The following is a 25,456-nucleotide window of genomic DNA, read 5'->3' as shown; positions in this document are numbered from 1 at the left end:
GGCAGACGATAAAATTCTTGGATTGCCGGAGGTTGATACGGCGGCGTGTAGTTTTACTACAAATCGTCGGCCATTTCAGCCTTTCGAATGTATAGACGAGTAGTAAAACTACAGAAGATTGGCTTGTGGCCTCCTGCTGCGTTGTGAGAATAATCGTTACTGTTGGTCGATTTCCAACACCAATGGGTAAGAATTTGATGCTGGCTGCCAAAATAATAAAAAATTCAGCTATTTCTAACTTTTGTTCGACAGTCCTTCAAGGGCCGCGCCCGCAGAATTTGCCCCGACCGCCCCTTTCTACGCCGATCAAGGATAGCCCATGAGCCTGCCCGCGCTTGCCGAACTCCCAGCGACTCTCCTGCCTTTTGTCAGCCGTGCGGAGCAGTCGTTCCGTAGTGCCGTGTCGACCCTGGACGACGATCACGGGCTCGCCGCCTGGACCCCCGAGCGCTGGGCCGAGTTCGCCCGGGTGAGCGCCGCCAGCGACTTTTTCATTGAACAGAGCCTTCGTGACCCTTTGATGTTGCTGGAGCTGGTGCGCGGCGGTGAGCTCGACCGCGGCTTCGGCCCGGGCGAGCTATGCGCGCAGATCGCCGCGGCGGTGCAGCAGGCCACCAGCGAAGACGAGCTGGGGCGGGTGCTGCGGCGTCAGCGCAATCGTCATCAGGTGCGGATCATCTGGCGCGACCTGACACGCCAGGCGGATCTGGTGCAGACCTGTCGCGACCTCTCGGACATGGCCGACGCCTGCATCGACCAGGCCTATCAATGGTTGTACCAGCGCCACTGCGAGCAGTTTGGTGTTCCCACCGGCCGGCGCAGCGGCGAGCCGCAGCAGATGGTCATCCTCGGCATGGGCAAGCTGGGCGCCGTCGAGCTGAACCTGTCGTCCGACATCGACCTGATCTTCGCCTACCCCGAAGGCGGGGAGACCGTGGGCGTGAAGCGTGCGCTGGATAACCAGGAGTTTTTCATCCGCCTGGGGCAGCGCCTGATCAAGGCGCTGGACCCGATGACCGTCGACGGTTTCGTGTTCCGCGTCGACATGCGCCTGCGGCCCTACGGTTCGGCGGGCGCCCTGGTGCTGAGCTTCAATGCGCTGGAGCAGTACTACCAGGATCAGGGCCGCGACTGGGAGCGCTACGCGATGATCAAGGCGCGGGTGGTGGCGGGTGACCAGATCGCCGGCGCGCAGTTGCTCGACATGCTGCGGCCCTTTGTCTATCGGCGTTACCTGGACTTCTCGGCGATCGAAGCGCTGCGCACCATGAAGCAGCTGATCCAGCAGGAAGTGCGGCGCAAGGGCATGGCCGACAATATCAAGCTGGGCTCCGGCGGGATTCGTGAAGTCGAGTTCATCGCCCAGGCTTTCCAGCTGATCCACGGCGGGCGCGACCTGAGCCTGCAGCAGCGTCCTCTATTAAAGGTGCTGACCACCCTGGAGGGGCAGGGTTACCTGCCGCCCGCGGTGATCGCCGAGCTGCGTGAAGGTTACGAATTCCTGCGTTACACCGAGCACGCGATCCAGGCGATCGCCGACCGGCAGACGCAGATGCTGCCGGACAATCCACAGGACCAGGCGCGTATTGCCTTCATGCTGGGTTTTACCGACTGGGCGGCGTTCCATGAGCGACTGATGTATTGGCGCGGTCGGGTGGAATGGCACTTCCGTCAGGTGATCGCCGACCCGGATGAAGACGAAGGCAGCGAATGCGAAGTGGTGGTCGGCGGTGAATGGCTGCCGCTCTGGGAAGAAGCCCAGGACGAAGAAGCCGCCTGCCGGCAGTTGCAGGAAGGCGGTTTCAATGACTCGCCCAAGGCGCTCAGGGCGCTGGCCGGCCTGCGTGGCAGCCCGCAATTGCGGGCCATGCAGCGTTTGGGGCGCGAGCGTCTCGACGCCTTTATTCCCCGCCTGCTGGCCCAGGCGGTAGAGCATGCCGATCCGGACCTGGTGCTGGAGCGGGTGTTGCCGCTGGTCGAGGCGGTAGCGCGGCGTTCCGCCTACTTGGTGCTGCTCACCGAGAATCCCGGGGCCTTGCGCCGCCTGCTGACCCTGTGTGCCGCCAGCCCGTGGATCGCCGAACAGATCACTCGCTTCCCGCTGCTGCTCGATGAATTGCTCAACGAAGGCCGGCTGTTCAAGCCGCCACTGGCGCCGGAGCTGGCCGCCGAGCTGCGCGAACGCCTGACGCGCATCCCCGAGGACGACCTGGAGCAGCAGATGGAAGCGCTGCGCCACTTCAAGCTGGCTCACCGCCTGCGGGTGGCAGCCTCGGAAATCGCCGGCAGCCTGCCACTGATGAAGGTCAGCGATTACCTGACCTGGCTGGCCGAGGCGATCCTCGAACAGGTGCTGGCCCTGGCCTGGCGCCAGACCGTGGCCAAATACGGCGCTCCGCAGCGCACCGATGGCACCTTGTGCGATCCCGGCTTCATTATTGTCGGTTACGGGAAAGTCGGCGGCCTGGAACTCGGGCATGGTTCCGACCTGGACCTGGTGTTTATCCATGACGGCGATCCGCAGGCGGAAACCGATGGGCCGAAACCGATCGACGGCGCGCAGTTCTTCACCCGCCTGGGCCAGCGGATCATTCACCTGCTGACCACCCAGACCAACTCCGGCCAGCTGTACGAAGTGGACATGCGTCTGCGGCCGTCCGGGGCGTCGGGCTTGCTGGTGAGTTCGTTGGGGGCTTTCGCCCGTTATCAGGAGAACGAGGCCTGGACCTGGGAGCATCAGGCGCTGGTGCGCGCCCGGGTGCTGGTGGGTAGCCAGGATGTCGGCCAGGCCTTCGAGAAAGTGCGGGCGGCGGTGCTGGGTCGTGCCCGTGACCTGCCCAAGTTGCAGCAGGAGGTCAGCGAGATGCGGGCCAAGATGCGCGACAACCTGGGGACCAGGGCGACGGCTGCCGGAACCGCGGCAAATGCCTTCGAGGCCACGGCGCCGTTCGACCTCAAGCAGGACGCCGGTGGTATCGTCGACATCGAATTTATGGTGCAATACGCGGCCCTGGCGTGGTCGCAAGAGCACCCGTCATTGCTGCGCTACACCGACAATATCCGCATTCTGGAGGGTCTGGAGGAAGTCGGGCTGATGCCCGCGACCGATGCCAGTCTGTTGCGTGAGGTCTATAAGGCCTACCGCTCCGCGGCTCACCGCCAGGCCTTGCAGAACGAGGCCGGGGTCATCGCTGGCGACCAGTTCGCCAGCGAGCGACGGGAGGTATTGCGGATTTGGCGCGAGCTGGGGCTAAGCTAGGCAGCGTGCGCTGCGTTGCCACAAATGTATCCGGCGAGCCAGGTTGCGGCTCGTCCACAATGAGCTGGCGGTGAATGCCGCAGGGCTGGATTCTCGAGGCGGGGAGGCGTAAGCCTCCCCGGTTCGTTTTTGGAAACCACATGAATATTCTGATCGTTGGGCCCAGTTGGGTCGGTGACATGGTGATGGCGCAGACACTCTTCCAGTGTCTGAAACAGCGCCATCCTCAATGCGAGATCGACGTGCTGGCCCCCGAGTGGAGCCGGCCGATCCTGGAGCGCATGCCGCAAGTGCGGCGGGCCTTGAGCTTCCCGCTCGGCCACGGCGTGCTGGAACTGGCGACTCGTCGGCGCATCGGCAAATCCCTGGTCGGCCAGTACGACCAGGCCATCCTGCTGCCCAACTCGCTGAAGTCGGCGCTGGTGCCGTTTTTTGCCGGCATCGCGCAACGCACCGGCTGGCGTGGCGAGTTCCGCTACGGCCTGCTCAATGACGTGCGCACGCTGGACAAAGAACGTTATCCGCTGATGATCGAGCGCTTCATGGCCCTGGCTTACGAGCCGGGCGCCGAGCTGCCCAAGCCGTATCCGCGTCCCGACCTGCAGATCGATCCGGCCAGCCGCGAAGCGGCGCTGGCCAAGTTCGGCCTGACCCTGGACCGCCCGGTGCTGGCGCTATGTCCGGGTGCCGAGTTCGGCGAAGCCAAGCGCTGGCCGTCCGAGCATTACGCCAAGGTTGCCGAGCTGAAGATCCGCGAGGGCTGGCAGGTCTGGCTGTTCGGTTCGAAGAACGATCACGTGGTCGGCGAAGACATTCGCGCCCGGCTGATTCCTGGGCTGCGCGAAGAGTCGGTCAACCTCTGCGGCGGCACCTCCCTGGCCGAGGCCATCGACCTGTTGTCCTGCGCCGATTCCGTGGTGTCCAACGACTCCGGGCTGATGCACGTGGCGGCGGCGCTGAATCGCCCGCTGGTGGCGGTGTACGGCTCGACATCGCCGGGGTTCACCCCGCCTCTGGCCGACCAGGTCGAGGTCGTGCGCCTGGGCATCGAGTGCAGCCCGTGCTTCGATCGCACCTGCCGCTTTGGCCATTACAACTGCCTGCGCCAGCTGCTGCCCGACTCGGTGGACCAGGCCTTGCAGCGGTTGCAAGGCACCGCGGTCGAGGTTCGGTAAGTGCGGGTACTGTTGATCAAGACCTCTTCCCTGGGTGACGTGATTCATGCGCTGCCGGCGCTGACCGATGCGGCGCGGGCGATCCCGGGGATCAAGTTCGACTGGGTGGTGGAAGAGGGGTTCGCGGAAATCCCGACCTGGCACCCGGCTGTGGATAAAGTGATCCCGGTGGCGATTCGCCGCTGGCGCAAGAACATCTGGCAGACCATCAAGAGTGGCGAGTGGCGGCGCTTCAAGCAAAGCGTGCGTGCCACCAAGTACGATCTGGTGATCGACGCCCAGGGCTTGCTGAAAAGCGCCTGGCTGACGCGCTACGTCAAGGCGCCGGTGGCCGGCCTGGACAAGCAGTCGGCACGCGAACCCCTGGCGGCGCGTTTCTATTCGCGGCGCCTGGCCGTCGCCCGCGGCCAGCATGCCGTGGAGCGCGTGCGCCAGCTGTTCGCCGTGGCGCTGGGGTATGACTTGCCCCAGGGCCTGGGCGATTACGGCCTGAACGTCGAGAAACTGGTGGAGTTGCCGCGGCCCAAGCCGTTCGTGGTGTTCCTGCACGGCACCACCTGGGACACCAAGCACTGGCCGCAAGCCTATTGGCGCGAGCTGGCCGAACGCATGGGCCAGTTGGGCGTCGAGGTCAAGTTGCCGTGGGGCAACCCGGCGGAGAAGGCCCGGGCCGAGCGTATTGCCCAGGGCCTGAGTAACGCCACGGTGCTGCCGAAGCTGAACCTGGCGGGCGTCGCCAAGGTGCTGGCGCAAGCCCGGGCCTGCGTCGCGGTGGATACCGGGCTTGGCCATCTCGCCGCGGCGCTGGATGTGCCGACCATTTCCCTGTTCGGCCCGACCAACCCGGGCCTGACCGGTGCCTATGGCAAGGCGCAGATCCATATGGCCAGCGACTTCCCCTGCGCGCCGTGCCTGCAGAAAAAATGCACCTATCAACCGACGGCTGAAGATCAGCGGCGGTTCGACCTGAAACGCGAGTGGCCGCTGTGCTTCACGCGTCTGAATCCTGAGCGTGTCGCCAGCCGGCTGAGCAGGTTGTTACTGGCTGAGGAGCTGCGCTGATGCAATTGGCTTTTGTCCTTTATAAATACTTCCCGTTCGGCGGTCTGCAACGGGACTTCATGCGCATCGCCCTGGAGTGCCAGAAACGCGGGCACCAGATTCGCGTCTATACGCTGATCTGGGAAGGCGATGTGCCGCCGGGTTTCGAGGTGCTGGTGGCGCCGGTCAAGGCGTTCTTCAACCATCGCCGTAACGAGAAGCTCAGCGCCTGGATGGAGGCCGACCTGGCCAAGCGTCCGGTGGACCGCCTGATCGGCTTCAACAAGATGCCCGGCCTGGACGTGTACTACGCCGCCGACGGCTGCTTCGAAGACAAGGCGCAGAATCTGCGTCACTCGCTGTACCGCCGCTGGGGCCGCTACCGGCACTTCGCCGAATACGAACGCGCGGTGTTCGCCCGGGACGCCAAGACCGAAGTGCTGATGATTTCCGAGGTCCAGCAGCCGCTGTTCATCAAGCATTACGACACCCCGGTGGAGCGTTTCCACCTGCTGCCGCCAGGCATCGCCCAGGACCGTCGCGCGCCGGCCAACGCGGCCGAGATCCGCGCCGAATTCCGTCGTGAGTTCGCCCTGAAAGACGATGACTTGCTGCTGGTGCAGATCGGCTCCGGGTTCAAGACCAAGGGCGTGGATCGCAGCCTCAAGGCCGTGGCCGCCTTGCCGCCGGAACTGAAGAAACGCACCCGGCTATTTGTAATTGGCCAGGACGACCCCAAAGTATTCCAATTGCAGAGCGCGGCATTGGGCCTGGGCGAGCATGTGCAGTTCCTCAAGGGGCGCAGCGATATCCCGCGTTTCCTGCTGGGCGCCGACCTGTTGATCCATCCGGCGTACAACGAAAACACCGGCACCGTGTTGCTGGAAGCGCTGGTGGCCGGCTTGCCGGTGCTGGTCAGCGCGGTCTGCGGTTATGCCCATTACATCGCCGAGGCCGACAGCGGCCTGGTACTGGACGAGCCACTGGAGCAGGGACAGCTCAATCAATACCTGAACACCATGTTGACCGACGACGCTGCACGCGCGACCTGGAGCCGTAACGGCCTGGCGTTCGCCGAGACGGCCGACCTCTATAGCATGCCGCAGCACGCTGCGGATGTGATTCTGGCGGAGCAACACTGATGAAGTTGATTCTTGCCGAACCGTTCAAGACCCTTTGGGCCGGACGCGATGCGTTCGCCGAAGTCGAGCGTCTGGACGGCCAGGTCTACCGTGAACTGGAAGCCCGCCGTACCTTGCGTACCGAGGTGGCTGGCGAAGGGTTCTTCGTAAAGATTCACCGCGGTATCGGTTGGGGCGAGATCTTCAAGAACCTGCTCACCGTCAAGCTGCCGGTGCTCGGCGCGGGCCAGGAATGGCAGGCCATTCAGCGCCTGCAGGAAGCCGGCGTGCCGACCATGACCGCCGTGGCCTATGGCGAACGCGGCAGCAACCCGGCCAACCAGCATTCGTTCATCGTCACCGAGGAGCTGGCGCCGACCATCAGCCTCGAAGACTTCAGCATCGACTGGGTCAAGCAGCCGCCGCAGCCCAGGCTCAAGCGCGCGCTGATCGCCGAAGTGGCACGCATGACCGGCATGATGCACCGCGCCGGGGTCAACCATCGCGACTGCTACATCTGCCACTTCCTGCTGCACACCGACAAGCCGGTGACGCCGGATGACTTCAAGCTCTCGGTGATCGACCTGCACCGCGCCCAGACCCGCCCGGCCATCACCCGGCGCTGGCGCGACAAGGACCTGGCGGCGCTGTATTTCTCGGCACTGGATATCGGCCTGACCCGGCGCGACAAGTTGCGCTTCCTCAAGGGCTATTTCCAGCAGCCGCTGCGTCAGATCCTGAGCGATGAAGCGCCTCTGCTGGCCTGGCTGGAGGGCAAGGCCAACAAGCTGTACGCACGCAAGCAGCGGTACGGAGATGCGCTCTGATGGCGGGTTGGAACCTTGAACCTGGGTATCGGGAGCTGGCGCAGGACTTCGGCAGTCTGGATGCGGTCTTTGCCCTCGAGGGCGAGCACCTGACTCGCGACCCGTTGTCGGAGGTCATCCGGGTCGAGCGCAACGGCATCAACTATTACGTGAAGCGCTACACCGGCGCCGGCAAGAACCTGCGGCGCTATCTGGGCAAGCCGCGGGTCAAGTCCGAGTGGCAGAACCTCAAGCGTTTCGCCAAGTGGGGCATTCCCACGGCGGAGGTGGTGGCCTGGGGCCTGGAGCGCCGTGGCCTGGCTTACGACCGGGGGGCGATGATCACCCGCGAGCTGCCACGCACCGAAGACCTGTCGGTCCTGGCCGAGCGCAACGACCCGCTGCTGGCCGATCGGGCCTGGGTGGACCGGGTCAGCCAGCAGCTGGCGCGCTACACGCGGATCATGCATGAGCATCGCTTCACCCATAACGACTTGAAGTGGCGCAACCTGCTGATCGACGATGAGGTCCGGCTGTACCTGATCGATTGCCCCAATGGCGATTTCTGGCGCGGTTTCTGGCTCAAGTACCGGATCACCAAGGACCTGGCGTGCCTGGACAAGGTGGCCAAGTATCATTTGTCCGCCACCCAGCGCCTGCGCTTCTATTTGCAGTACCGCCAGCGCACCCGGCTGAATGCCGCGGACAAGTGCCGCATCCGGCATGTGCTGAGATTTTTCGAGGGACGCGAATGACCGATTTCCTGGCGGCTCAGGACCGTGCGTTGCTGGAGCGCCACGGCCTCGACAGCTTCGACGCGTTGTGGGCCAAGCAACTTGAGGCGGTGGACGAGCCTAACACCGATGGTGGGGGTTGGAGCAGCGTGTATCGCCTCGACCTGGAAGGCCACGGCTACTACCTCAAGCGCCAGAGCAACTACCTGACGCGGACCCTGCACCGGCCGTTCGGCGAGCCGAGTTTCGCCCGCGAGTTTCGCAATATCAGCCGCTACCAGCAGTTGGGCATTCCAGCGCTGCAGGCGGCCTTCTTTGGCGAGCGCAAGGTGGCAGGCGAAACCCGGGCGATCCTGCTGACCCGGGCGCTGGATGGCTGGAACGACCTGGATTCGCTACTGCAACAATGGGCGCAGCTCAGCCCGGACCAGCACGCGGCGATCCTGCGGGCCTGCGGCCTGCTGGCGCGCCAGTTGCACGCGGTGCGCCAGGTGCACGGCTGCTTTTATCCCAAGCATATTTTCCTGCGGGCCACCGGCGACGGTTACCAGGCGCAATTGATCGACCTGGAAAAGACCCGTCCGCTGTTGTTCGGCCAGCGTGACCGGGTCAAGGACCTGGAGCCGTTGTTGCGTCGCGCCCCGGTCTGGAGTGAGAGCGATGTGCGCGCCTTGCTTGCGACCTATCTGGATCAGCCGCGGGACAGCTCGCTGGTCGATGCCTGGCTGAACCGCCTGAGTGCGCGCCGCAGCCACAAGGAGACTCGTTGATGCGTCTGTCCGAACTTGAACGGGCCGGCCGCGCGCCAAGCCTGCCGTTGAGCCTGGAGCTGGCCGACGCTGCCGGGCCGGCCACGCTGCAGTTGCTCAGCCTGTTGCGGGTGCTACCGGGGCAGCGCTACGTCGGCGCCGGTGTATGGCGCGGGCGTCCGGTGCTGGCCAAGTTACTGGTGGGCGCCAAGGCGGCGCGGCATTTCCAGCGTGAGCTGCAAGGCGTGCGCTTGCTTGAAGAGCAGGGCATGACCACGCCGTTGCTGCTGGCAGACGGCCTGAAGGAAGGCGAGGGCGGCTGGCTGCTGTTCGAGTTCCTGGAAGGTTCCGAGAGCCTGGGCGATGCCTGGAAACAAGTGGAATCGTTGCCAGCGTTGGCCGATGAGCAGCAGGCGGTACTCGCCGAGGCCCTGGCCGCTATCGCCGAATTGCACGGCAAGGGCCTGTGGCAGGAGGACCTGCATCTGGACAATCTGCTGCGTCATCAGGGCAAGCTGTACCTGATCGACGGCGCCGGGATCTGCGTGGAGCAGGCGGGCAAACCGCTATCCCGGCAGAAAGTCCTGGAAAACCTCGGGATGTTTTTCGCCCAGTTGCCCAAGAGCCTGGAGCCCTTCACCGAAGAGCTGCTGGTGCATTACCTGCTGAACAATGCCGAGCATGCCTTGCCGCTGGAAGCCTTGCAGAAGCAGGTGGATAAGGTGCGCAGCTGGCGCTTGAAGGATTTCCTCAACAAGGTCGGTCGCGAGTGCACCCTGTTCAGCGTGCTGCGCGGGCCCTTCGCCTTGCGGGCGATTCGGCGCGAGGAAGAGGCGGCAATGCTGCCGGTGCTGGAGCAGGCCGACGCGCTGCTGGACCGGGGGCACCTGTACAAGACCGGTGGCGCTGCCAGCGTCGGCCGGGTCGAAGTGGCGGGCCGCACCCTGGTGGTCAAGCGCTACAACATCAAGGGTTTTGCCCATTGGCTCAAGCGCTTCTGGCGCCCCAGCCGGGCCTGGCATTCGTGGCAGGAGGGCAATCGCCTGGCATTCCTCGGCATTGCCACGCCCAAGCCGCTGGCCTTGCTGGAGAAGCGTTTTCTCTGGCTGCGCAGCCGGGCCTATCTGGTGACCGAATACCTGGCTGGGCCGGACATCATCGAACGCTTCGCGCCCTATATCGACAGCGGCGCGGCTCCGGAAGCGGAGTTGCAGGCGCTGGACCGGCTGTTTGCCGAGTTGATCCGCGAACGCATCAGCCATGGCGACTTCAAGGGGCACAACCTGTTCTGGCAAGAGGACCGCTGGGCGCTGATCGACCTGGACTCGATGTGCCAGCATCACAGCCTCGGCAGCTTCGCCCCGGCCTACGCCCGCGACCGTGCGCGCTTCATGCGTAACTGGCCAGAAAGCAGCGCGCTGTATCAGGTCATCGACCAGCGCCTGCCTAAAACCGCCGAACCTTTCGCCGGCTGACACCTGTAGCCGCTGCCGCGGCCTGCGGCATCGGCGACGAATCCCGAGGATCATCCCGCGGCAGGTTTACGCTATAATCCCGCCCTTTAGCTGTTTCTCGCCCGTGGCGGGGAGCACATTAATTCCAGGCGCACGTCGCCTGCATGCAGACTTAAGAGGCTAGACCCCTGTGGCATTGACGATTCTTGGCCTGTCCGGCGCCCTTAGCCATGATCCTTCCGCAGCGCTGTACATCGACGGCAAGCTGGTGGCGGCGGCTGAAGAAGAGCGCTTCGTACGCGATAAACATGCAAAGAACCGCATGCCCTACGAATCGGCGAAGTTCTGTCTGGAACAGGCCGGCATCAAGCCTTCCGACGTTGACGTGGTGGCGATCCCGTTCGCCCCGATCAGCCTGTTCGGCAAGGCCCGCTGGCACTACGCCAAGCGTTACTGGTACGCCCCGGACCGCGCCCTCGACGCGATCCTGATGGGCAACCGCCGCTACAAGCGTTATCGCAACAAGATCGTCTGGTGCCTCGAGCAACTGGGCTTCGATCCGAAGAAGATCAAGATCGAGCCGGTCGAGCACCACCTGGCTCACGCTTCCAGCGCCTACCACTGCTCCGGCTTCAAGGAGAAGACCGCGATCCTCGGGATCGACGGCAAGGGCGAGTACGCCACGACTTTCTTCGGCTACGGCGAAAACGGCAAGATCCACAAGATCAAGGAATTTTTCGATCCGGACTCCCTCGGCGGCCTGTACGGCGCGATCACCGAGTTCCTCGGCTTCGAAATGCTCGACGGCGAGTTCAAGGTCATGGGCATGGCGCCGTACGGCGATGCCAGCAAGTACGACTTCTCCCGCCTGGCCAGCTTTGAAAACGGCGAACTGGTGATCAACACCGATTACGCCAACGTCATCGGCCTGCGCCGCTACAAAGAAAAGGGCAAGGGTTTCTACTTCTCGCCGAAGCTGATCGAGTGGCTGGGTCCGAAGCGCGAAGGCGACATCGCCGACGAGCCGTACATCCACTACGCGGCTAGCATGCAGGCGCTGTTCGAGAAGCTGGCGCTGCAGATGATCGACCACTACCTGGGCGACATCCTCAAGGAAACCGGCAAGCTGGCCTTTGCCGGCGGCTGTGCGCTGAACGTCAAGCTGAACCAGAAGATCATCGCCCGTCCGGAAGTCAAAGAGCTGTTCGTGCAGCCGGCGTCCGGCGATGCCGGTACCGCGGTCGGTGCCGCGGCCTATGTTTCCCACGCTCGCGGCGTGCCGGTGGAGAAGATGGAACACGTCTATCTCGGCCCGTCCTACAGCAACGAAGACGTGATCGCCGCCTGTGCCCGCCACCCGAACAAGCCGGCCTGGCGCCAGATCGACAACACCCCCGAGCGTATCGCCAAGATCATGGTCGACGGCAACCCGGTGGCCTGGTTCCAGGGTCGCATGGAGTTCGGTCCTCGCGCCCTGGGCGGTCGTTCGATCATCGGTTGCCCGAGCGCCACCGGCGTAGCCGACCGCATCAACGAGCAGATCAAGTTCCGCGAGCGCTGGAGGCCTTTCTGCCCGTCGATGCTCGACACCGTCGGTCCGCAGATGATCAAGGTCGATCACCCGGCGCCATTCATGACCTTCACCTTCGAAGTGGCGGAAGAGTGGAAGACCCGTGTGCCGGAAGTGGTCCACGAAGACGGCACTTCCCGGGCCCAGGTGCTCAAGCGCGAATACAACCCGCGCTACTACGACATGATGAAGGCCCTGGAAGTCCTGACCGGCAACGGCGTGTCGCTGAACACCTCGCTCAATCGCCGTGGCGAGCCGATGATCTGCTCGCCGACCGACGCCCTGAACATGTTCTTCGGCTCCGATCTGCAGTACCTGATCATGGAAGACATCCTGGTAGTCAAAGACGGCGTGGATCCTTATGACACGCTCGGCTGAGCGTCATGTCCTGCAGTTCTGCCACGGCTATGACGGGCCGTTCCTGGACTGTGCCCGGCAATATGCCAGCCTGTTCGCGGGCAGCGGCTATCGCGTGACCACGGTGTTCCTCACCGGGGTTGCCGATGCCGAGGTGGCCGATGCCTGTGCCAGCGACGAAGTGCTGTTCATGGAATACAGCTCCAAGGCCATTCGTGGCCTGAAGCTGGGGGCGATACGCGACTTGCGCAAGATTGCCGCGTCGCGCAACTTCAGCTTCTGCATCGCCCACCGTTTCAAGCCGATCTACATCGCATTGCTGGGCACCGCGTTGCCGGTGATCGGCGTGCATCACGCGTTTGGCGATTACCAGCGCGGCAGTCGCCGCCTGTTCGCCAGCCTGTTCCGCAAGCGCCTGAGCCTGCTCGGCGTGTCCGACGCGGTGCGCGATGACATGCGCAGTTGCCTGCCACAATGGCCGGCGGCGCGGATTCAGACGCTGTACAACCGGATCGACGTCGAAGCCTTGCAGGCGACCCAGTTGTCCAAGGCCGAAGCGCGCCAGGAGCTGGGGCTGTCGCCTTCCGCCTGGATCGTCGGCAATGTCGGGCGTCTGCACCCGGACAAGGACCAGGCCACCCTGCTGCGCGGGTTTGCCGCGGCATTGCCGGGGCTGCCTCGGGAAAGCCAGCTGGCGATTCTCGGTAGCGGGCGTCTGGAGCAGAACCTCAAGGACCTTTCCCGCGAGCTGGGCATTGCCGACCGCGTGCTGTTCCTCGGCCAGGTCACAGAAGCCCGGCGTTATTTCCGTGCTTTCGATGCCTTTGCCCTGAGCTCCGACCACGAGCCATTCGGCATGGTGCTGCTGGAGGCCATGGCCGCTGGCGTGCCTTTGCTGGCGACGGCCTGTGGCGGTGCCAAGGAAGTGGTCGAAGGCGTCGGTATCCTGTTCCCGCTGGGCGATGCCGAGCATATGGCCCAGGGCCTGCAACACCTGGCCGGGATGGATGAGAACCAGCGCTTGCTGTGCGCCGAGCTGATGTTCGAGCGCCTGCGCGAGCGCTTCTCCGACCGTGCTGTACGCGACGCTTTCTGGCGTCTGCCGCAAGTTACCGATCTGACCGCGAGGCCCTGATGCTCAATCGATTCCAAGGCTGGCGCGAGCGTGGCTGGTCGGTCGTCGACGCCTCGACTTATGCCGCCGCCTGGCAGCGTTTTGGCGGCAGCGTCGCCACCCACCCACTGGTGGTGGAGCGCCTGGCGAACCTGGCGGGCATCCCGGTCCGCTACCTGGCCTGGGAACAGGCCGGTGAACTGCGGGCGGCGATTCCGACCTGGGGGCGCGATCTGGCGCTGTCCAAGGACGTGCTCAAGCGCCGTGGCAAGAAAGGCCTGTTCGACCTGGGCAACGCCGAGTTGATCCTGCCGGCGGCGCCTGAGACCCAGGCCCCGCTGCGTCATCGCGGTCGTTATCTGTCGGCCTTGAACCAGGGCCGGTTCAGCACCCTCAAGCCCCAGGCCGAGCAATTGGCCATGGCCCGCACGCCTGAAGAGCTGTCGAAGAAGTTCCGCTACAACCAGCGCCGCGAACTGCGCCTGCTGGAAGAGGCGGGCGGCGTGGTGCGCCCGGTCAGCGAGTTCTCCAGCCAGGAGCTGGCGGCCATCTACTGCGATCTGTTCCAGCGGCGCTGGGGGTTCCCGGCCACCGGTGCCGAGCGCATGGCCGAAGTCATCGAGTTGCTGCGCGAGCTGCTGATCGGCTCGGTGATTTTCCTCAACGATGCGCCGATCGCCATTCAGCTGGTGTACCGGGTCGAAGCGCCGGAGTGGATCAGCGTCGAATACATCAACGGTGGCGTCGATCCTGAAACCCGTGAGTTCAGCCCTGGCAGCGTGTTGAGTTTCCTCAATACGCAAAGTGCCTGGGAACAGGCACGGGCCATCGACAAGCCGCTGCGTTTCTCCTTCGGTCGCGCCGATCGCGAATACAAGGATCGCTGGTGCAACCCCGTTCCGGTGTTCACGGTATGAATCAGCCGCAGAGTCGCAAGCAACAGTTGCTCAAACGCCATCGCCGGCAGAAGCGCCTGGGCCTGCTGATCGGCCTGCTGGTGCTGGTGGCCATCGGTGTGCTGGTGGCCTGGTGGCTGCCGCTGCTGCTCGCGGTGCTGGCCTGGGTGGCCCATGAGGCCTGGTTCGCCGACCACCTGTTTTATTCGCCCCGGGACGATTATCAGTACAGCTTTCCGTTCGGCACCGAGCAGCCCAAGGTCCACCTGGACCAGCAGCGCTTGGTGCTGGACCAGGCGATCGACCTGGCGGGGGACGAAACCCTGATCCTAGCGGTAAAGGTCAGCAGCAGCTGGCTGGGGCGCTTTTTCGACCCTTGCCTCTCCTTGGCGGGGCAGGATCGGCAGACGTTCGAGCGTGGCGTGAACGGCCTGCGTTATCTCAATCTCAGTGGGCTGGCACGACCTCTGGCCAGCGGCGAGCTGCAATTGCGCGGGCGTTTCTGCCGGGTGCACGGCGAGCCGCTGTTGTCGGTGTTCCGCGAGCCGGACTATCGCCACCAGCGGGTGATGGTCATCGCACCCCACGCCGACGATGCCGAACTGGCGGCCTTCGGCCTGTACAGCCAGGCCGACGAAACCTGGATCGTCACGCTGACCGCGGGCGAGATCGAGGCCGAGCATTACCAGCGGATGGGCATGAACGCTGCCGATGCGGCGCGGATCAAGGGTCGGCTGCGGGCCTGGGACAGCATTGCGGTGCCGCGTTGGGCCGGGGTCGCCGAGGAACGTTGTGTGCAGCTGGGGTATTTCTGCCTGCAACTGCCGGCCATGCAGGCGGCGCCGAACCGGCCTGTGGCGTCCCGCGAGGCCGAGCTGTCGGATATCCGCCTGTTCCGCCAGTTCAACCCGTTCCCGCTGCCGGCGGATGCCGATGGCGCGCCGACCTGGAACAATCTCTTGGCCGACCTGCGGGCGCTGCTGCTCAAGGCCCGCCCCGAGGTGATAGTGCTGCCGCATCCGACACTCGACCCGCACCCGGACCACATCTGCGCCCAGCAGGCGGTATTGGAAGCGTTGCAGGGGCTGGAGTGGCAGCCGACCACCTTGCTCGGTTATGCCAACCATTTGCATGACAACGACCGCTGGCCGATGGGCGATTCAGGGGCGGGCATTGCTCTGCCGCCGGTGTTCGACCCGGCCCAGGTGCTCAGGCCCTGCAGCTTGCAGCTATCGATCGAGCAGCAACGGGACAAGGCGATGGCCCTGGGCATGATGCACGACCTGCAGCCGCGAGCGCCGTTCAAGCGCCGGCTGCGTCGGGTCTTGCAGCGTGTATTGGCCGGTCGCGCCGGTTCGCTTTATGGCGAGAACGAGTTTTTCCGCAAGGCGGTACGCCGGCATGAGCTGTTCTGGCGTTTGTAAATTGATATTGCATGACACCCTTTTGCCTGTCGGCCAGGGTAGTTTCGCTCTTTTGTCGGGTTGCTCACGGCTGCAAGGAAGATGATGAAGGTTCTATTTCTGGTGCAGAAAGAACAGCGGGCCATTCTGGACCGTCTGTACGAAGGCGTTGCCGCCCATTGCGAATGCGACTTGCGGTGGTTGAGCAGTGACGAGCAGCGCAACCTGCGTGGCTATTTCCGCCGTGAGGTGGATGTATCGTGCTACGACCGTATCGTGTTCTTCCTGCGTTTCAAGCAGGAAATCCGCCAGGCGAGCTTTATCCGCAGCATTCCCAACCTGGTGATCCTCGAGCACGACGCCTACCAGAACTACATCCCTTGCAAGTACACCGGCAAGTTCAGCGCGCACTACCGCCGCCTGCCGTGGGCGCGGGTGATCAGTTCGGGCTTCATGGTCAGCGAGCGCTTGCGCGAGGAAGGTTTCGACGCGGTATTCGTGCCCAAGGGCTACGACCAGACCCTGCTGCAGGATCAGGGGCGCGAGCGGGATATCGAACTGGCATTCGTCGGCAGCACCAACAGCGTGGCCTACAGCGGGCGCAAGGCGCTGCTCGATGAGCTCGGCCAGGTCGAACCCTTGGTGGTGACGCGGACCAAGTCGGGCGAAGAGTATTGCGACACCCTCAACCGCATCCGCTTTTTCGTTAGTGCCGACGTCGGCATGGGCGAATACATGATCAAGAATTTCGAGGCCATGGCCTGTGGCTGTGTGTTGCTGGCATTCGACCAGGGTGAGGCGGAAAACCGCGCGCTGGGCTTGCAGGACCTGCACAACGTGGTCTTTTATCAGAACATCCCGCAATTGCAGGAGAAGCTCGCCATGTTGCGCGCCGACCCGGCCCTGGCGCAGAGCATCGCGCGAAACGGACGCGATCTGGCGGTCTCTGGGTTCAGCTTCGCCCGTATCGGGCAGCGTATTGTCGAGGAACTCCAGCCCGCATTGCGGCCTCGTGCACCCTTGAGCTTTATCGAGCGCGTACGTTCGAAACTGGGTGTTTGACAGCGGTCACCGAGCCCTTAATAGTGATCGCACTTTGTCGTAGGTGAGAATCAAGTGCAGTTTAGTCAAGAGAGTGACATCACGTTGGTGGTCACCAGTTGCGGTCGCCTGGACCTGCTCAAGCTCACGCTGGAGAGTTTCGATCGCTTCAACAGTGCGCCGATCCGCGAAGTCTTCATCACCGAAGATGCTGGCGACGAGCGGGTGCGCACGGCTGTGCCCGCCCACTGGAAAGATCACTGTACCTTCTTCGTCAACCGGCCGAAGCTCGGGCAGTTGGCGTCGATCGACCTGGCCTACGAGCAGGTCAAGACCCCCTATATCTTCCATTGCGAAGACGACTGGGAATTCTACCGCCCGGGTTTCGTCGAGGATTCGAAAGCGATTCTCGAGCAACGCCAGGACATCCTGCAGGTCTGGTTGCGCAGTTATGCCCACGACCTGCGAATCCATAGCCCTTACATCCACTTGGGGGCTCGCGAGTTGATCGGCGGTGTGCCCTGTTATCCGCTGATCTCCGACAAACCCGAGTGGCAGAGCTTTTCCCTGAACCCGGGCCTGCGCCGGATGGCGCAATATCGGCTGTGTGCACCTTTCGCCGGGCACGGCGGCGAGAAAGCGCTGTCCAAGCGCTATGCTGAGCTGAACCTGACAGCTGTCAGCCTGGAAGGCGACGCGGTGCTGCATACAGGCTTCGGTCTGCATGTGGAGACTGCCGCCGAGCGGCAGCGTAAGGCTCGGCGCAGTCGTCGCGAGCAAATCAAGCTTGTTTTAGTCCTGTTGGTTGGAGTCGGTATTGGCTGGTTTATCAATTAGTTCTACCGGTTTCACTTTCCCGAATACCGCGAAAGGGCTATGTGCCCAATGAGCATTCTCAACATCATGTGGGCAGGCGGCAGTGCATTTGCCTCCGTTCACAAGGTTCACCAGCAGATCCTCTCTCAGGCCGAGCCAGGCACTGTGGTCAAGACCTGGCTGCTGCAAGGCTCGTCCACCGGATGCGTTGCCGAAGTGGGGGAATGCCGGGAGTGGAACCTGTCGTCGGCGCGGCTGAAGGGCAAGCATTTCTGGCGCTTGCTCAAACCCTGGCTGCGGGCGAGTTTTCGCAAGGCGTTGCAGGAGAGCGATGCCCAGGTGCTGCTGCTCGATGGCCTGGGGGTGGCGCGTACCTTGTTGCCGGTCCTCAAGTCATTGCCGCACATGCGTGCGGTGGTGGTGATCCACGGCTCCACGCGCTTGCACCGCAAGGATCAACAGCTGTTCCGGCAGTTCCCCGCTTCGCAGCTGACTCTCGCGGCTGTTTCGCAGACCCTGGCTTCATCCCTCGAAGACGATTTGCAGATGCCGGTGACGGCCTTGCGTAGCGCGTTCAATCCGCACGAGTTCAACGCAAGGCTGCTACCGCGTGCCGAGGCCCGGGCCACCCTCGGCCTGCCCGCGGGCGATGCTCCGGTATTCGGCGCGGTCGGGCGTCTGGTGGACGATAAGGGTTTTGCGTGCCTGTTGGAGGCCTTCGCCAAGGCCCTGGCGAGCCGGCCGGAGATGCGTCTGGTGATTATCGGCGAGGGTTCGAATCGCACAGCGCTCGAGGCCCGCATCAACCGGCTGGGCCTGCAAGACAAGGTTTCGCTGCCTGGGCATCTGAAGCATGCGGCGATGCTTTACAAGGCATTCGACTGGGTGGCCATCCCGTCGCTGGACGAGGGCCTGGGGCTGATCCTGCAGGAAGCGGTGATGTCCGGTGTACCGGTGCTGACCAGCGATTTGCCCGTCTTTCGTGAGCAGTTGGCTGCAACCGGGCGTTATGCGCCGGTAAATGACATCGACGCTTGGCAGGAGGCCATTCTTCAGGCCCTCGGCCTGCCCGTCCGGGGTATCGCGGCGGATCAGTACGCTGCTCTGGCCCCCGATCTGGCCTGGCAGCGCTTCAGCCAGGCGGCCACTACCCTGCTGTCATGCCGAAAGTAGGGCCTGTTCCAGCGCTTGTATCGGAAAGCTCCCGTTCAGCTTCTCCCGGGCAATATAGCGAGCGAAGTGTTGCAGGTTGCGTTTGACCAGATGGCGCGGCAATGGCCCGCGGAAGAAGCGCATGTCGGCCACGTCGATCAGGCCGAAGCGGTTATCCGGGGTGATGACGATGTTGCCCAGGTGCAGCGAGCGAAAGTAGATCCCCGAGGTGTGCAGGCTACGAATCAGCTCGACCAGGGTCGGCAAGGTCTGTTGCCAGTCGAAACCTTCCTTGCTGGCGACCTGGCGCAGGGTTTCGCCTGGCAGCGGGCGGTAGAGCACCGCGGTCATGCCGGGTTGTTCCAGGCGGTAGAAGTCCAGAACCTGCAGCGTGGGAACGCCGAGTTGTTCCAGGCGTGCGGCGTTGTCGATAAAACGCTTCGAATAGGGCCGAAACAGGGCGGATGAAAAAAGACGCTTGCGCCGGAACAGTTTCAGAATATTCCCATCCTGCAACAGGTAGACTTTCGGGCCGTAACTGTCGGCCTCCAGAATCCTGGCGCCTTCAATCATCTGATTCAAAGTGGCTTGGGGAAGCCGGGAGCATTGCATCGTAGGAAGCCTTGTCGAAGTGGCGGGCACAGTGACGGGCAATGATGCCGAAAAGTTGTTGTTTTAACCATGCCGGTTTGGCTGGTGAACCATTTAGGAGCGAATAGATGCAGGCCACACGTTGGGCGCAAGTATGGATGACAATCGGGTTGCTATGGTTTTTGCTGGCCATCGCACTGGCGCCCACCAACAAGCTCTACCAACAGGGGCTGGTGGCCTTCCTGTGGTTGCCGGCAATGATTCTGGCCTGGTCCGCGCGTGAGCGCCTGATCGAGTGGTGGCGTGCCCAGCGCTGGCTTGGCCTGGCATTGTTGGGGCTGGCGATATGGGGGCTGATCAGCCTGACATGGACGCAAGCGGCGGACCCGTCGCGCGAGGCCAAGCGCTTGTTGTACATCGCAGTGTTCCTGCTGTTCTTCCCGGTTTTCGCCAATGCCCGGACTGAGCGGGTGATCCGCACCATGCAGTGGGGCGGGCTGGGGCTGGCGGTGACGGCACTGATGGCCATCATCCAGTTCTACTGGATCAACGGAAATGTCTGGTGGGCACGCCTTGTAGGGTTGGGAGAGCTGGCTCATCCGATCCTGGGTGGTTATGTCATCGGCCTGGCCGCGATCTGGCTGCTGCACTGGGTGCCGCGTACTCGCGGTCTTCAAGCCGTATGGCTGGTGGCTTTGGCGCTGCTTGGTGGGTTTGTCGTGCTGTGCCAGAGTCGCGGTGCTGCCCTGGCTCTGTTCCTGACCGTGTTGGCGATGCCGATCTGGTGCCGCGACCGACTCAGCCGTATGTTCGCGGCCGCGGCATTGTTGCTGGCGATGCTGGCGTTCTGGTTTCTCGAACCTTTGGTCATGGCACGTGGCGTTTCCTTCCGCCCGCAGATTCTGATGGCCAGCCTGCAGATGATCGCCGAACATCCATGGACAGGCCTCGGCCTGGGCTCGAGTTATGACGTGCTGGTCGACGGTTTGACATTCGACCATGCCCACAACCTGTTCACCCACATTGCCATTGAACTGGGTATCCCCGGGCTGCTGCTCTGGGTCGTGGCCTGGTTTGCAGCGCTGCGTGAAGCCTGGCGCGCCCGTGAAACGCTTTATGGCCGGGGCGTCATCGGGATCTGGCTGTTCTCTTTCCTGGCCATGCAGTTCGATGCCGCCAGCCTGACCGGAACCCCTCGCGCCGAATGGTTCATCAGTTGGCTGCCGATCGGTCTGGCCACTGTTTTGGTCTGGGCACGGGGCGGTCACACAGGCTGTGATAAAATCCCGCGTTCCTCCTAAACAGTGAGCTCGACGATGAGTGATGCACCGCTCAAAGCGGAACAGGATTCCAGCCTGAAAATCTATTTTCGGCTGTTGGGGTATGTAAAACCCTATATAGGCATTTTCCTGCTGAGTATCGTGGGCTTCGTGATATTTGCATCCACCCAGCCGATGCTGGCGGGCATTCTCAAATATTTCGTCGACGGCTTGAGCAATCCCGAAGCGGTGCTCTTCCCCAACGTTCCCTATCTGCGCGACTTGCAGCTATTGATGGCGGTGCCGCTGCTGATCATCCTGATCGCGGCGTGGCAGGGGCTCGGCTCTTTCCTCGGCAACTACTACCTGGCGAGGGTTTCCCTGGGGCTGGTGCATGACCTGCGGGTCGAGCTGTTCAACAAGCTGCTGGTCCTGCCGAACCGCTATTTCGATACCCATAACTCCGGGCATCTGATTTCCCGCATCACCTTCAACGTCACCATGGTCACCGGTGCCGCCACCGACGCCATCAAGGTGGTGATTCGCGAAGGCCTGACGGTAGTGTTCCTGTTCGTCTATCTGTTGTGGATGAACTGGAAGCTGACCCTGGTGATGCTGGCGATCCTGCCGTTGATTGCGATCATGGTTGGCAGCACCAGCAAGAAATTCCGCAAGCAGAGCAAGAAGATCCAGGTGGCGATGGGCGATGTGACCCATGTGGCCTCCGAGACCATTCAAGGCTATCGCGTGGTTCGCAGCTTCGGTGGCGAAAGCTACGAGCAGCAGCGTTTCGTCGACGCCAGCCAGAGCAACACCGACAAGCAGCTGCGCATGACCAAGACCGGTGCGGTCTACACGCCGATGCTGCAACTGGTGATCTACTCCGCCATGGCGGTGCTGATGTTCCTGGTGCTGTTCCTGCGTGGCGATGCCACCGCGGGCGACCTGGTGGCCTACATCACCGCGGCGGGCCTGTTGCCCAAGCCGATTCGCCAGCTCTCGGAAGTCAGTTCGACCATCCAGAAAGGCGTGGCGGGCGCGGAAAGCATCTTCGAACAGCTGGACGTCGAGCCTGAAGTCGATCGGGGACAGATCGAGCGTGAGCGCATAGAGGGTCGCCTGGACGTGCGCAACCTGAGCTTCACCTATCCGGGCACCGACCGGGAAGTGCTGAAGGACATCAGCTTCTGTGCGGCTCCCGGGCAGATGATCGCGCTGGTCGGCCGCTCCGGCAGCGGCAAGTCGACCCTGGCCAGCCTGATTCCGCGCTTCTATCACCACGAAACGGGGCAGATTCTTCTCGATGACGTGGAGATCGAGGATTACCGCCTGCGCAACCTGCGCCGGCATGTGGCCCAGGTGACCCAGCATGTGACCCTGTTCAACGACAGCGTGGCCGCCAACATTGCCTATGGCGACCTGGCCGGGGCGCCGCGGGAAGACATCGAGAAGGCGGCGACGGATGCCTATGCCATGGACTTCATTTCGCAGTTGCCCGAAGGCCTGGACACCCAGGTTGGCGAGAACGGCGTGCTGCTCTCCGGCGGTCAGCGCCAGCGTCTGGCGATTGCCCGGGCCCTGTTGAAGAATGCGCCGTTGCTGATTCTCGACGAGGCTACCTCGGCCCTGGATACCGAATCCGAGCGGCATATCCAGGCGGCCCTGGACAAGGTGATGAAGGGACGCACCACCCTGGTGATCGCGCACCGCCTGTCGACCATCGAGAAGGCCGACCTGATTCTGGTCATGGATCAGGGGCGGATCGTCGAGCGCGGTACCCATGTCGACCTGCTGGCGCAGAACGGCTACTACTCGCGCCTGCATGCCATGGGCCTGGACGAGCCAGCTTCTGAAGGCATTGCCTGAGCCAACGCCAGGGTGGGCACTGCCCACCCTGGAACCGTCCCGGCGTGCAATGCGCCGGCGGTCTTTGTATCCCGCCCCTTACAGTCTTGACCAAGCCTAAATAATCCAGCGCCTCGTGCTTGTTATGGTTCCAGCCTCAATCGTCGACTGAATCGAGGGGGCCAACCCCGTCGCGCGGGTACTGGAATGCTGCAACGTTATCTGTGGAAATTATTGCCCAAGTCGCAACGGGCGTTTTTGCTTGGGCGCCTGTCGGTGGTGGACCGGCAGGTGGTGAACAAGGCCATGTCCGCCAACGTCCGTTTTCCGGCGCCATTCCGTCAGCGCGGTTGTGTGTTCATCCATGTGCCCAAGTGCGCGGGGAGCAGCCTGTGCTCGGCATTGTTCGACGGCTGGACGCCCGGCCATCTGCCCCTGTACTGGTACGAGCAACAGTTTCCCCAGCAATTCGCCAGCAGTTTCAAGTTCGCCGTGGTCCGCGATCCCCTGGAGCGGGCCTATTCGGCCTATGCCTTCCTGCGTGGCAACGAGCTCAGTCGTCGCGACCAGGCCGCCCAGCGGCTGGTCAGCCACTATCGCGATTTCGACGATTTTGTCGGTCGCTGGCTGCACCCGGAAAATATCCACAAGCAGCTGCACTTCGCCCCGCAGACCGATTTTCTGGTGGACTCCATGGGACGCCTGGACATGGATTTCATCGGCTATCAGGAGCACCTGCAGCGCGACTATCAGTTGCTCAGCGAGCATCTGGGCGTGAGCAGGGCTCTGCCGCATCTCAATGAATCGCGGCAACGGAGCGAGGCGCCCGCCCGGGACTTCTGCACGGTGCGCACTCGACGGTTGGTACGTCGGGCCTACCAGCGCGACTACGAGATGCTCGGCTATGAATGAGCCCCTGCCGCCAAGTTGCCCACAACCGGACATCCGCCCCTGCAGCCTGTCCCTGACCGCGATCGAACGGGCGGCGCTCAAGCAGCAACGTCCGCGGTGTATCTGGCTGACCGGTTTGTCCGGCGCCGGCAAATCGACCCTGGCCAACCTGCTGGAGTTGCGGTTGAACGGGCAGGGCCTGCATACCTTTGTCCTCGATGGCGACAACGTGCGCGGCGGCCTGTGTCGTGACCTGGGCATGGACGCCGAGGCGCGCAAGGAAAATATCCGGCGCCTGGCCGAGGTGGCGAGGTTGATGGTGGAGGCGGGGTTGATCGTGATCGTTTCGGCGATATCACCGTTTCGCGCGGAGCGCGCCGCTGCCCGGGCCTTGTTCGCGGCGGACGAATTTCTTGAGGTGTACGTGAGCACTGCGTTCGCTGTCTGTGCCCGACGCGATCCCAAAGGCCTCTATCAGGCGGCGAGCGAAGGGCGTATCCGGGACTTCACCGGGCTCGACAGCCCCTATGAAGCGCCACTGGATCCTGACTGCGAGATCGATACCGAAACGGTTGGACTGGCCTGCGCGACAGACCGGCTCATGGCGCTTTTGCTCAATAAATGAACAGTTTGGGGCGATCGCGAATACTCGTGCAGTGGTAGAACTAGGCAGCGTTCACCCTGTGTTAATATCGCGCCCCTGTTCATTTTGTATGTGGGTTGCTCCATGAAGTTGTCCATGCCGCGATTCGATCAAGCCCCTGTCTTGGTGGTCGGCGATGTCATGCTCGACCGTTACTGGCATGGTGGTACCTCACGGATTTCCCCTGAGGCGCCGGTACCGGTAGTCAAGGTCGAGCAAATCGAGGACCGCCCGGGCGGTGCCGCGAACGTTGCCTTGAACATTGCCGCGCTCGGCGCACCGGCCTCGCTGGTTGGCGTCACCGGCGACGACGAGGCTGCCGACAGTCTCTCCAACAGTCTTGAGGGGGCGGGCGTCCGCGCCTTGTTCCAACGCATTGCCCACCAGCCGACCATCGTCAAGCTGCGGGTCATGAGCCGGCACCAGCAACTGCTGCGTATCGATTTCGAAGAACCTTTCGCCACCGACGCCCTGGCGTTGGGCGCTGAAGTCGACCGGTTGCTGGACGGCATCAAGGTGCTGGTGTTGTCCGACTACGGCAAGGGAGCCCTGAGGAATCATCAGGCGCTGATCCAGGCCGCGCGTGCCCGTGGCATCCCGGTGCTGGCGGACCCGAAAGGCAAGGACTTTTCGATTTATCGCGGCGCCAGCCTGATCACCCCGAACCTCAGCGAGTTCGAAACCATAGTTGGCGGTTGCATCGACGAGCACGACCTGGTCAGCAAAGGCGCCAAGCTGATGCACGACCTGGAACTGGGCGCCTTGCTGGTGACCCGTGGCGAACACGGCATGACCCTGCTGCGTCCCGATCACCCGGCGCTGCACTTGCCGGCCCGGGCCCGTGAAGTGTTCGACGTCACCGGTGCCGGCGATACGGTGATTTCTACCCTGGCGGCGGCAATCGCGGCGGGTGAAGAGCTGCCGCACGCGGTGGCCCTGGCCAACCTGGCCGCCGGCATCGTGGTCGGCAAGCTGGGTACCGCGGCCATCAGCGCACCGGAGCTGCGTCGCGCGATCCAGCGTGAAGAAGGTTCCGAGCGCGGTGTGCTGAGCCTCGACCAACTGCTGCTGGCGATCGACGATGCGCGTGCGCACAAAGAGAAGATCGTCTTCACCAACGGCTGTTTCGACATCCTCCATGCCGGCCATGTGACCTACCTCGAGCAGGCGCGGGCCCAAGGCGATCGCCTGATCGTGGCGATCAACGACGATGCCTCGGTCAGCCGCCTGAAAGGGCCGGGCCGTCCGATCAACAGCGTCGACCGGCGTATGGCGGTACTGGCCGGCCTGGGCGCGGTGGACTGGGTCATCAGCTTCCCCGAGGGTACGCCGGAAAACCTGCTGGCCCAGGTCAAGCCGGACGTGCTGGTCAAAGGCGGGGATTACTCGGTCGACCAGGTGGTCGGCGCCGATATCGTCAAGGCTTATGGCGGTGTGGTGAAGGTGCTGGGCCTGGTGGAGAACAGTTCCACCACGGCCATAGTCGAGAAGATCCGCAAGACCGAATAAGGCTTGCTGCCTCACCGCCCACTCTCGCGA

Annotated in this window: 21 protein-coding genes; 20 read left to right on the top strand and 1 reads right to left on the bottom strand. The window is 63.2% G+C overall.

From position 1 onward, the window contains the following. Positions 1 to 319: 319 nt before the first annotated feature. The 15 genes from glnE to J4E58_RS02640 all read left to right on the top strand — a co-directional run bounded on the left by glnE (position 320) and on the right by J4E58_RS02640 (position 18,709). Positions 320 to 3,259, top strand: a complete 2,940-nt coding sequence (glnE, locus tag J4E58_RS02710) for a bifunctional [glutamate--ammonia ligase]-adenylyl-L-tyrosine phosphorylase/[glutamate--ammonia-ligase] adenylyltransferase (RefSeq protein ID WP_087089835.1) — start codon at positions 320 to 322, stop codon at positions 3,257 to 3,259. A gap of 140 nt (positions 3,260 to 3,399) precedes the next feature. Then, a complete protein-coding gene (waaF, locus tag J4E58_RS02705; protein WP_007926799.1) occupies positions 3,400 to 4,434 on the top strand; it encodes a lipopolysaccharide heptosyltransferase II in 1,035 nt (344 codons plus the stop codon). Further along, positions 4,435 to 5,496 carry a lipopolysaccharide heptosyltransferase I gene (gene waaC / locus J4E58_RS02700; protein WP_053259389.1) on the top strand — a complete coding sequence of 354 codons (1,062 nt, stop codon included), beginning with the start codon at positions 4,435 to 4,437 and terminating at the stop codon, positions 5,494 to 5,496. It abuts the gene before it with no gap. Further along, positions 5,496 to 6,617 (top strand): glycosyltransferase family 4 protein, encoded by a 1,122-nt coding sequence (locus J4E58_RS02695; RefSeq protein WP_009041865.1) that lies wholly within the window; start codon positions 5,496 to 5,498, stop codon positions 6,615 to 6,617. Before waaC ends, J4E58_RS02695 begins: the two co-directional genes overlap by 1 nt. After that, positions 6,617 to 7,423 (top strand): lipopolysaccharide core heptose(I) kinase RfaP, encoded by an 807-nt coding sequence (gene rfaP / locus J4E58_RS02690; RefSeq protein WP_053259391.1) that lies wholly within the window; start codon positions 6,617 to 6,619, stop codon positions 7,421 to 7,423. The genes J4E58_RS02695 and rfaP overlap by 1 nt, the downstream gene beginning before the upstream one ends. Next, on the top strand, positions 7,423 to 8,157 hold the full coding sequence (locus J4E58_RS02685) for a lipopolysaccharide kinase InaA family protein (RefSeq protein WP_007926795.1): 735 nt from the start codon (positions 7,423 to 7,425) through the stop codon (positions 8,155 to 8,157). Before rfaP ends, J4E58_RS02685 begins: the two co-directional genes overlap by 1 nt. Continuing rightward, a complete protein-coding gene (locus tag J4E58_RS02680; RefSeq protein ID WP_007926794.1) occupies positions 8,154 to 8,906 on the top strand; it encodes a lipopolysaccharide kinase InaA family protein in 753 nt (250 codons plus the stop codon). The genes J4E58_RS02685 and J4E58_RS02680 overlap by 4 nt, the downstream gene beginning before the upstream one ends. Continuing rightward, complete coding sequence (locus tag J4E58_RS02675) at positions 8,906 to 10,360, top strand: lipopolysaccharide kinase InaA family protein (protein ID WP_087089837.1); 1,455 nt, start codon at positions 8,906 to 8,908, stop codon at positions 10,358 to 10,360. Before J4E58_RS02680 ends, J4E58_RS02675 begins: the two co-directional genes overlap by 1 nt. A 169-nt stretch (positions 10,361 to 10,529) precedes the next feature. After that, positions 10,530 to 12,287 (top strand): carbamoyltransferase, encoded by a 1,758-nt coding sequence (locus J4E58_RS02670; RefSeq protein ID WP_007922192.1) that lies wholly within the window; start codon positions 10,530 to 10,532, stop codon positions 12,285 to 12,287. Beyond that, positions 12,271 to 13,401, top strand: a complete 1,131-nt coding sequence (locus tag J4E58_RS02665; RefSeq protein WP_087089839.1) for a glycosyltransferase — start codon at positions 12,271 to 12,273, stop codon at positions 13,399 to 13,401. Before J4E58_RS02670 ends, J4E58_RS02665 begins: the two co-directional genes overlap by 17 nt. Further along, entirely contained in the window at positions 13,401 to 14,297 is an 897-nt protein-coding gene (locus tag J4E58_RS02660; RefSeq protein WP_087089841.1) for an antimicrobial resistance protein Mig-14, read from the top strand. The genes J4E58_RS02665 and J4E58_RS02660 overlap by 1 nt, the downstream gene beginning before the upstream one ends. Further along, positions 14,294 to 15,700 (top strand): PIG-L deacetylase family protein, encoded by a 1,407-nt coding sequence (locus tag J4E58_RS02655; RefSeq protein ID WP_087089843.1) that lies wholly within the window; start codon positions 14,294 to 14,296, stop codon positions 15,698 to 15,700. The genes J4E58_RS02660 and J4E58_RS02655 overlap by 4 nt, the downstream gene beginning before the upstream one ends. An 84-nt stretch (positions 15,701 to 15,784) precedes the next feature. Next, a complete protein-coding gene (locus J4E58_RS02650; protein ID WP_087089845.1) occupies positions 15,785 to 16,741 on the top strand; it encodes a glycosyltransferase in 957 nt (318 codons plus the stop codon). A 54-nt stretch (positions 16,742 to 16,795) separates the two neighbouring features. Continuing rightward, positions 16,796 to 17,557, top strand: a complete 762-nt coding sequence (locus J4E58_RS02645) for a hypothetical protein (RefSeq protein WP_087089847.1) — start codon at positions 16,796 to 16,798, stop codon at positions 17,555 to 17,557. Positions 17,558 to 17,605: 48 nt separating this feature from the next. Continuing rightward, entirely contained in the window at positions 17,606 to 18,709 is a 1,104-nt protein-coding gene (locus J4E58_RS02640) for a glycosyltransferase (protein WP_087089849.1), read from the top strand. Here the strand turns inward: J4E58_RS02640 and J4E58_RS02635 are convergent. Continuing rightward, a complete protein-coding gene (locus J4E58_RS02635; protein ID WP_087089851.1) occupies positions 18,695 to 19,300 on the bottom strand; it encodes a toluene tolerance protein in 606 nt (201 codons plus the stop codon). The two genes, J4E58_RS02640 and J4E58_RS02635, sit on opposite strands and share 15 nt — an antisense overlap. Before the next feature lie 107 nt (positions 19,301 to 19,407). On the opposite strand from J4E58_RS02635, the gene J4E58_RS02630 reads away from it, so the two are divergent. From J4E58_RS02630 to hldE, 5 genes are all read left to right on the top strand, one after another. Beyond that, the gene (locus tag J4E58_RS02630; protein WP_087089853.1) at positions 19,408 to 20,580 is read left to right on the top strand and encodes an O-antigen ligase; all 1,173 of its coding nucleotides are present in this window, start codon (positions 19,408 to 19,410) and stop codon (positions 20,578 to 20,580) included. A 15-nt stretch (positions 20,581 to 20,595) separates the two neighbouring features. Further along, the gene (gene msbA, locus J4E58_RS02625; RefSeq protein WP_087089855.1) at positions 20,596 to 22,404 is read left to right on the top strand and encodes a lipid A export permease/ATP-binding protein MsbA; all 1,809 of its coding nucleotides are present in this window, start codon (positions 20,596 to 20,598) and stop codon (positions 22,402 to 22,404) included. 186 nt (positions 22,405 to 22,590) lie between these two features. Continuing rightward, positions 22,591 to 23,295 carry a sulfotransferase family 2 domain-containing protein gene (locus tag J4E58_RS02620; protein WP_087089857.1) on the top strand — a complete coding sequence of 235 codons (705 nt, stop codon included), beginning with the start codon at positions 22,591 to 22,593 and terminating at the stop codon, positions 23,293 to 23,295. Then, on the top strand, positions 23,288 to 23,899 hold the full coding sequence (gene cysC / locus J4E58_RS02615) for an adenylyl-sulfate kinase (RefSeq protein ID WP_087089859.1): 612 nt from the start codon (positions 23,288 to 23,290) through the stop codon (positions 23,897 to 23,899). Before J4E58_RS02620 ends, cysC begins: the two co-directional genes overlap by 8 nt. Positions 23,900 to 24,001: 102 nt before the next feature. Then, entirely contained in the window at positions 24,002 to 25,426 is a 1,425-nt protein-coding gene (gene hldE, locus J4E58_RS02610) for a bifunctional D-glycero-beta-D-manno-heptose-7-phosphate kinase/D-glycero-beta-D-manno-heptose 1-phosphate adenylyltransferase HldE (RefSeq protein ID WP_007921454.1), read from the top strand. Positions 25,427 to 25,456: the final 30 nt, after the last annotated feature.

Source organism: Pseudomonas sp. FW305-25 (assembly GCF_017351415.1).
GTDB lineage: Bacteria > Pseudomonadota > Gammaproteobacteria > Pseudomonadales > Pseudomonadaceae > Aquipseudomonas > Aquipseudomonas chlororaphis.
The sequence above is the reverse complement of the archived record's forward strand: the minus strand, read 5'-3'. Positions and strand labels throughout refer to the sequence as shown.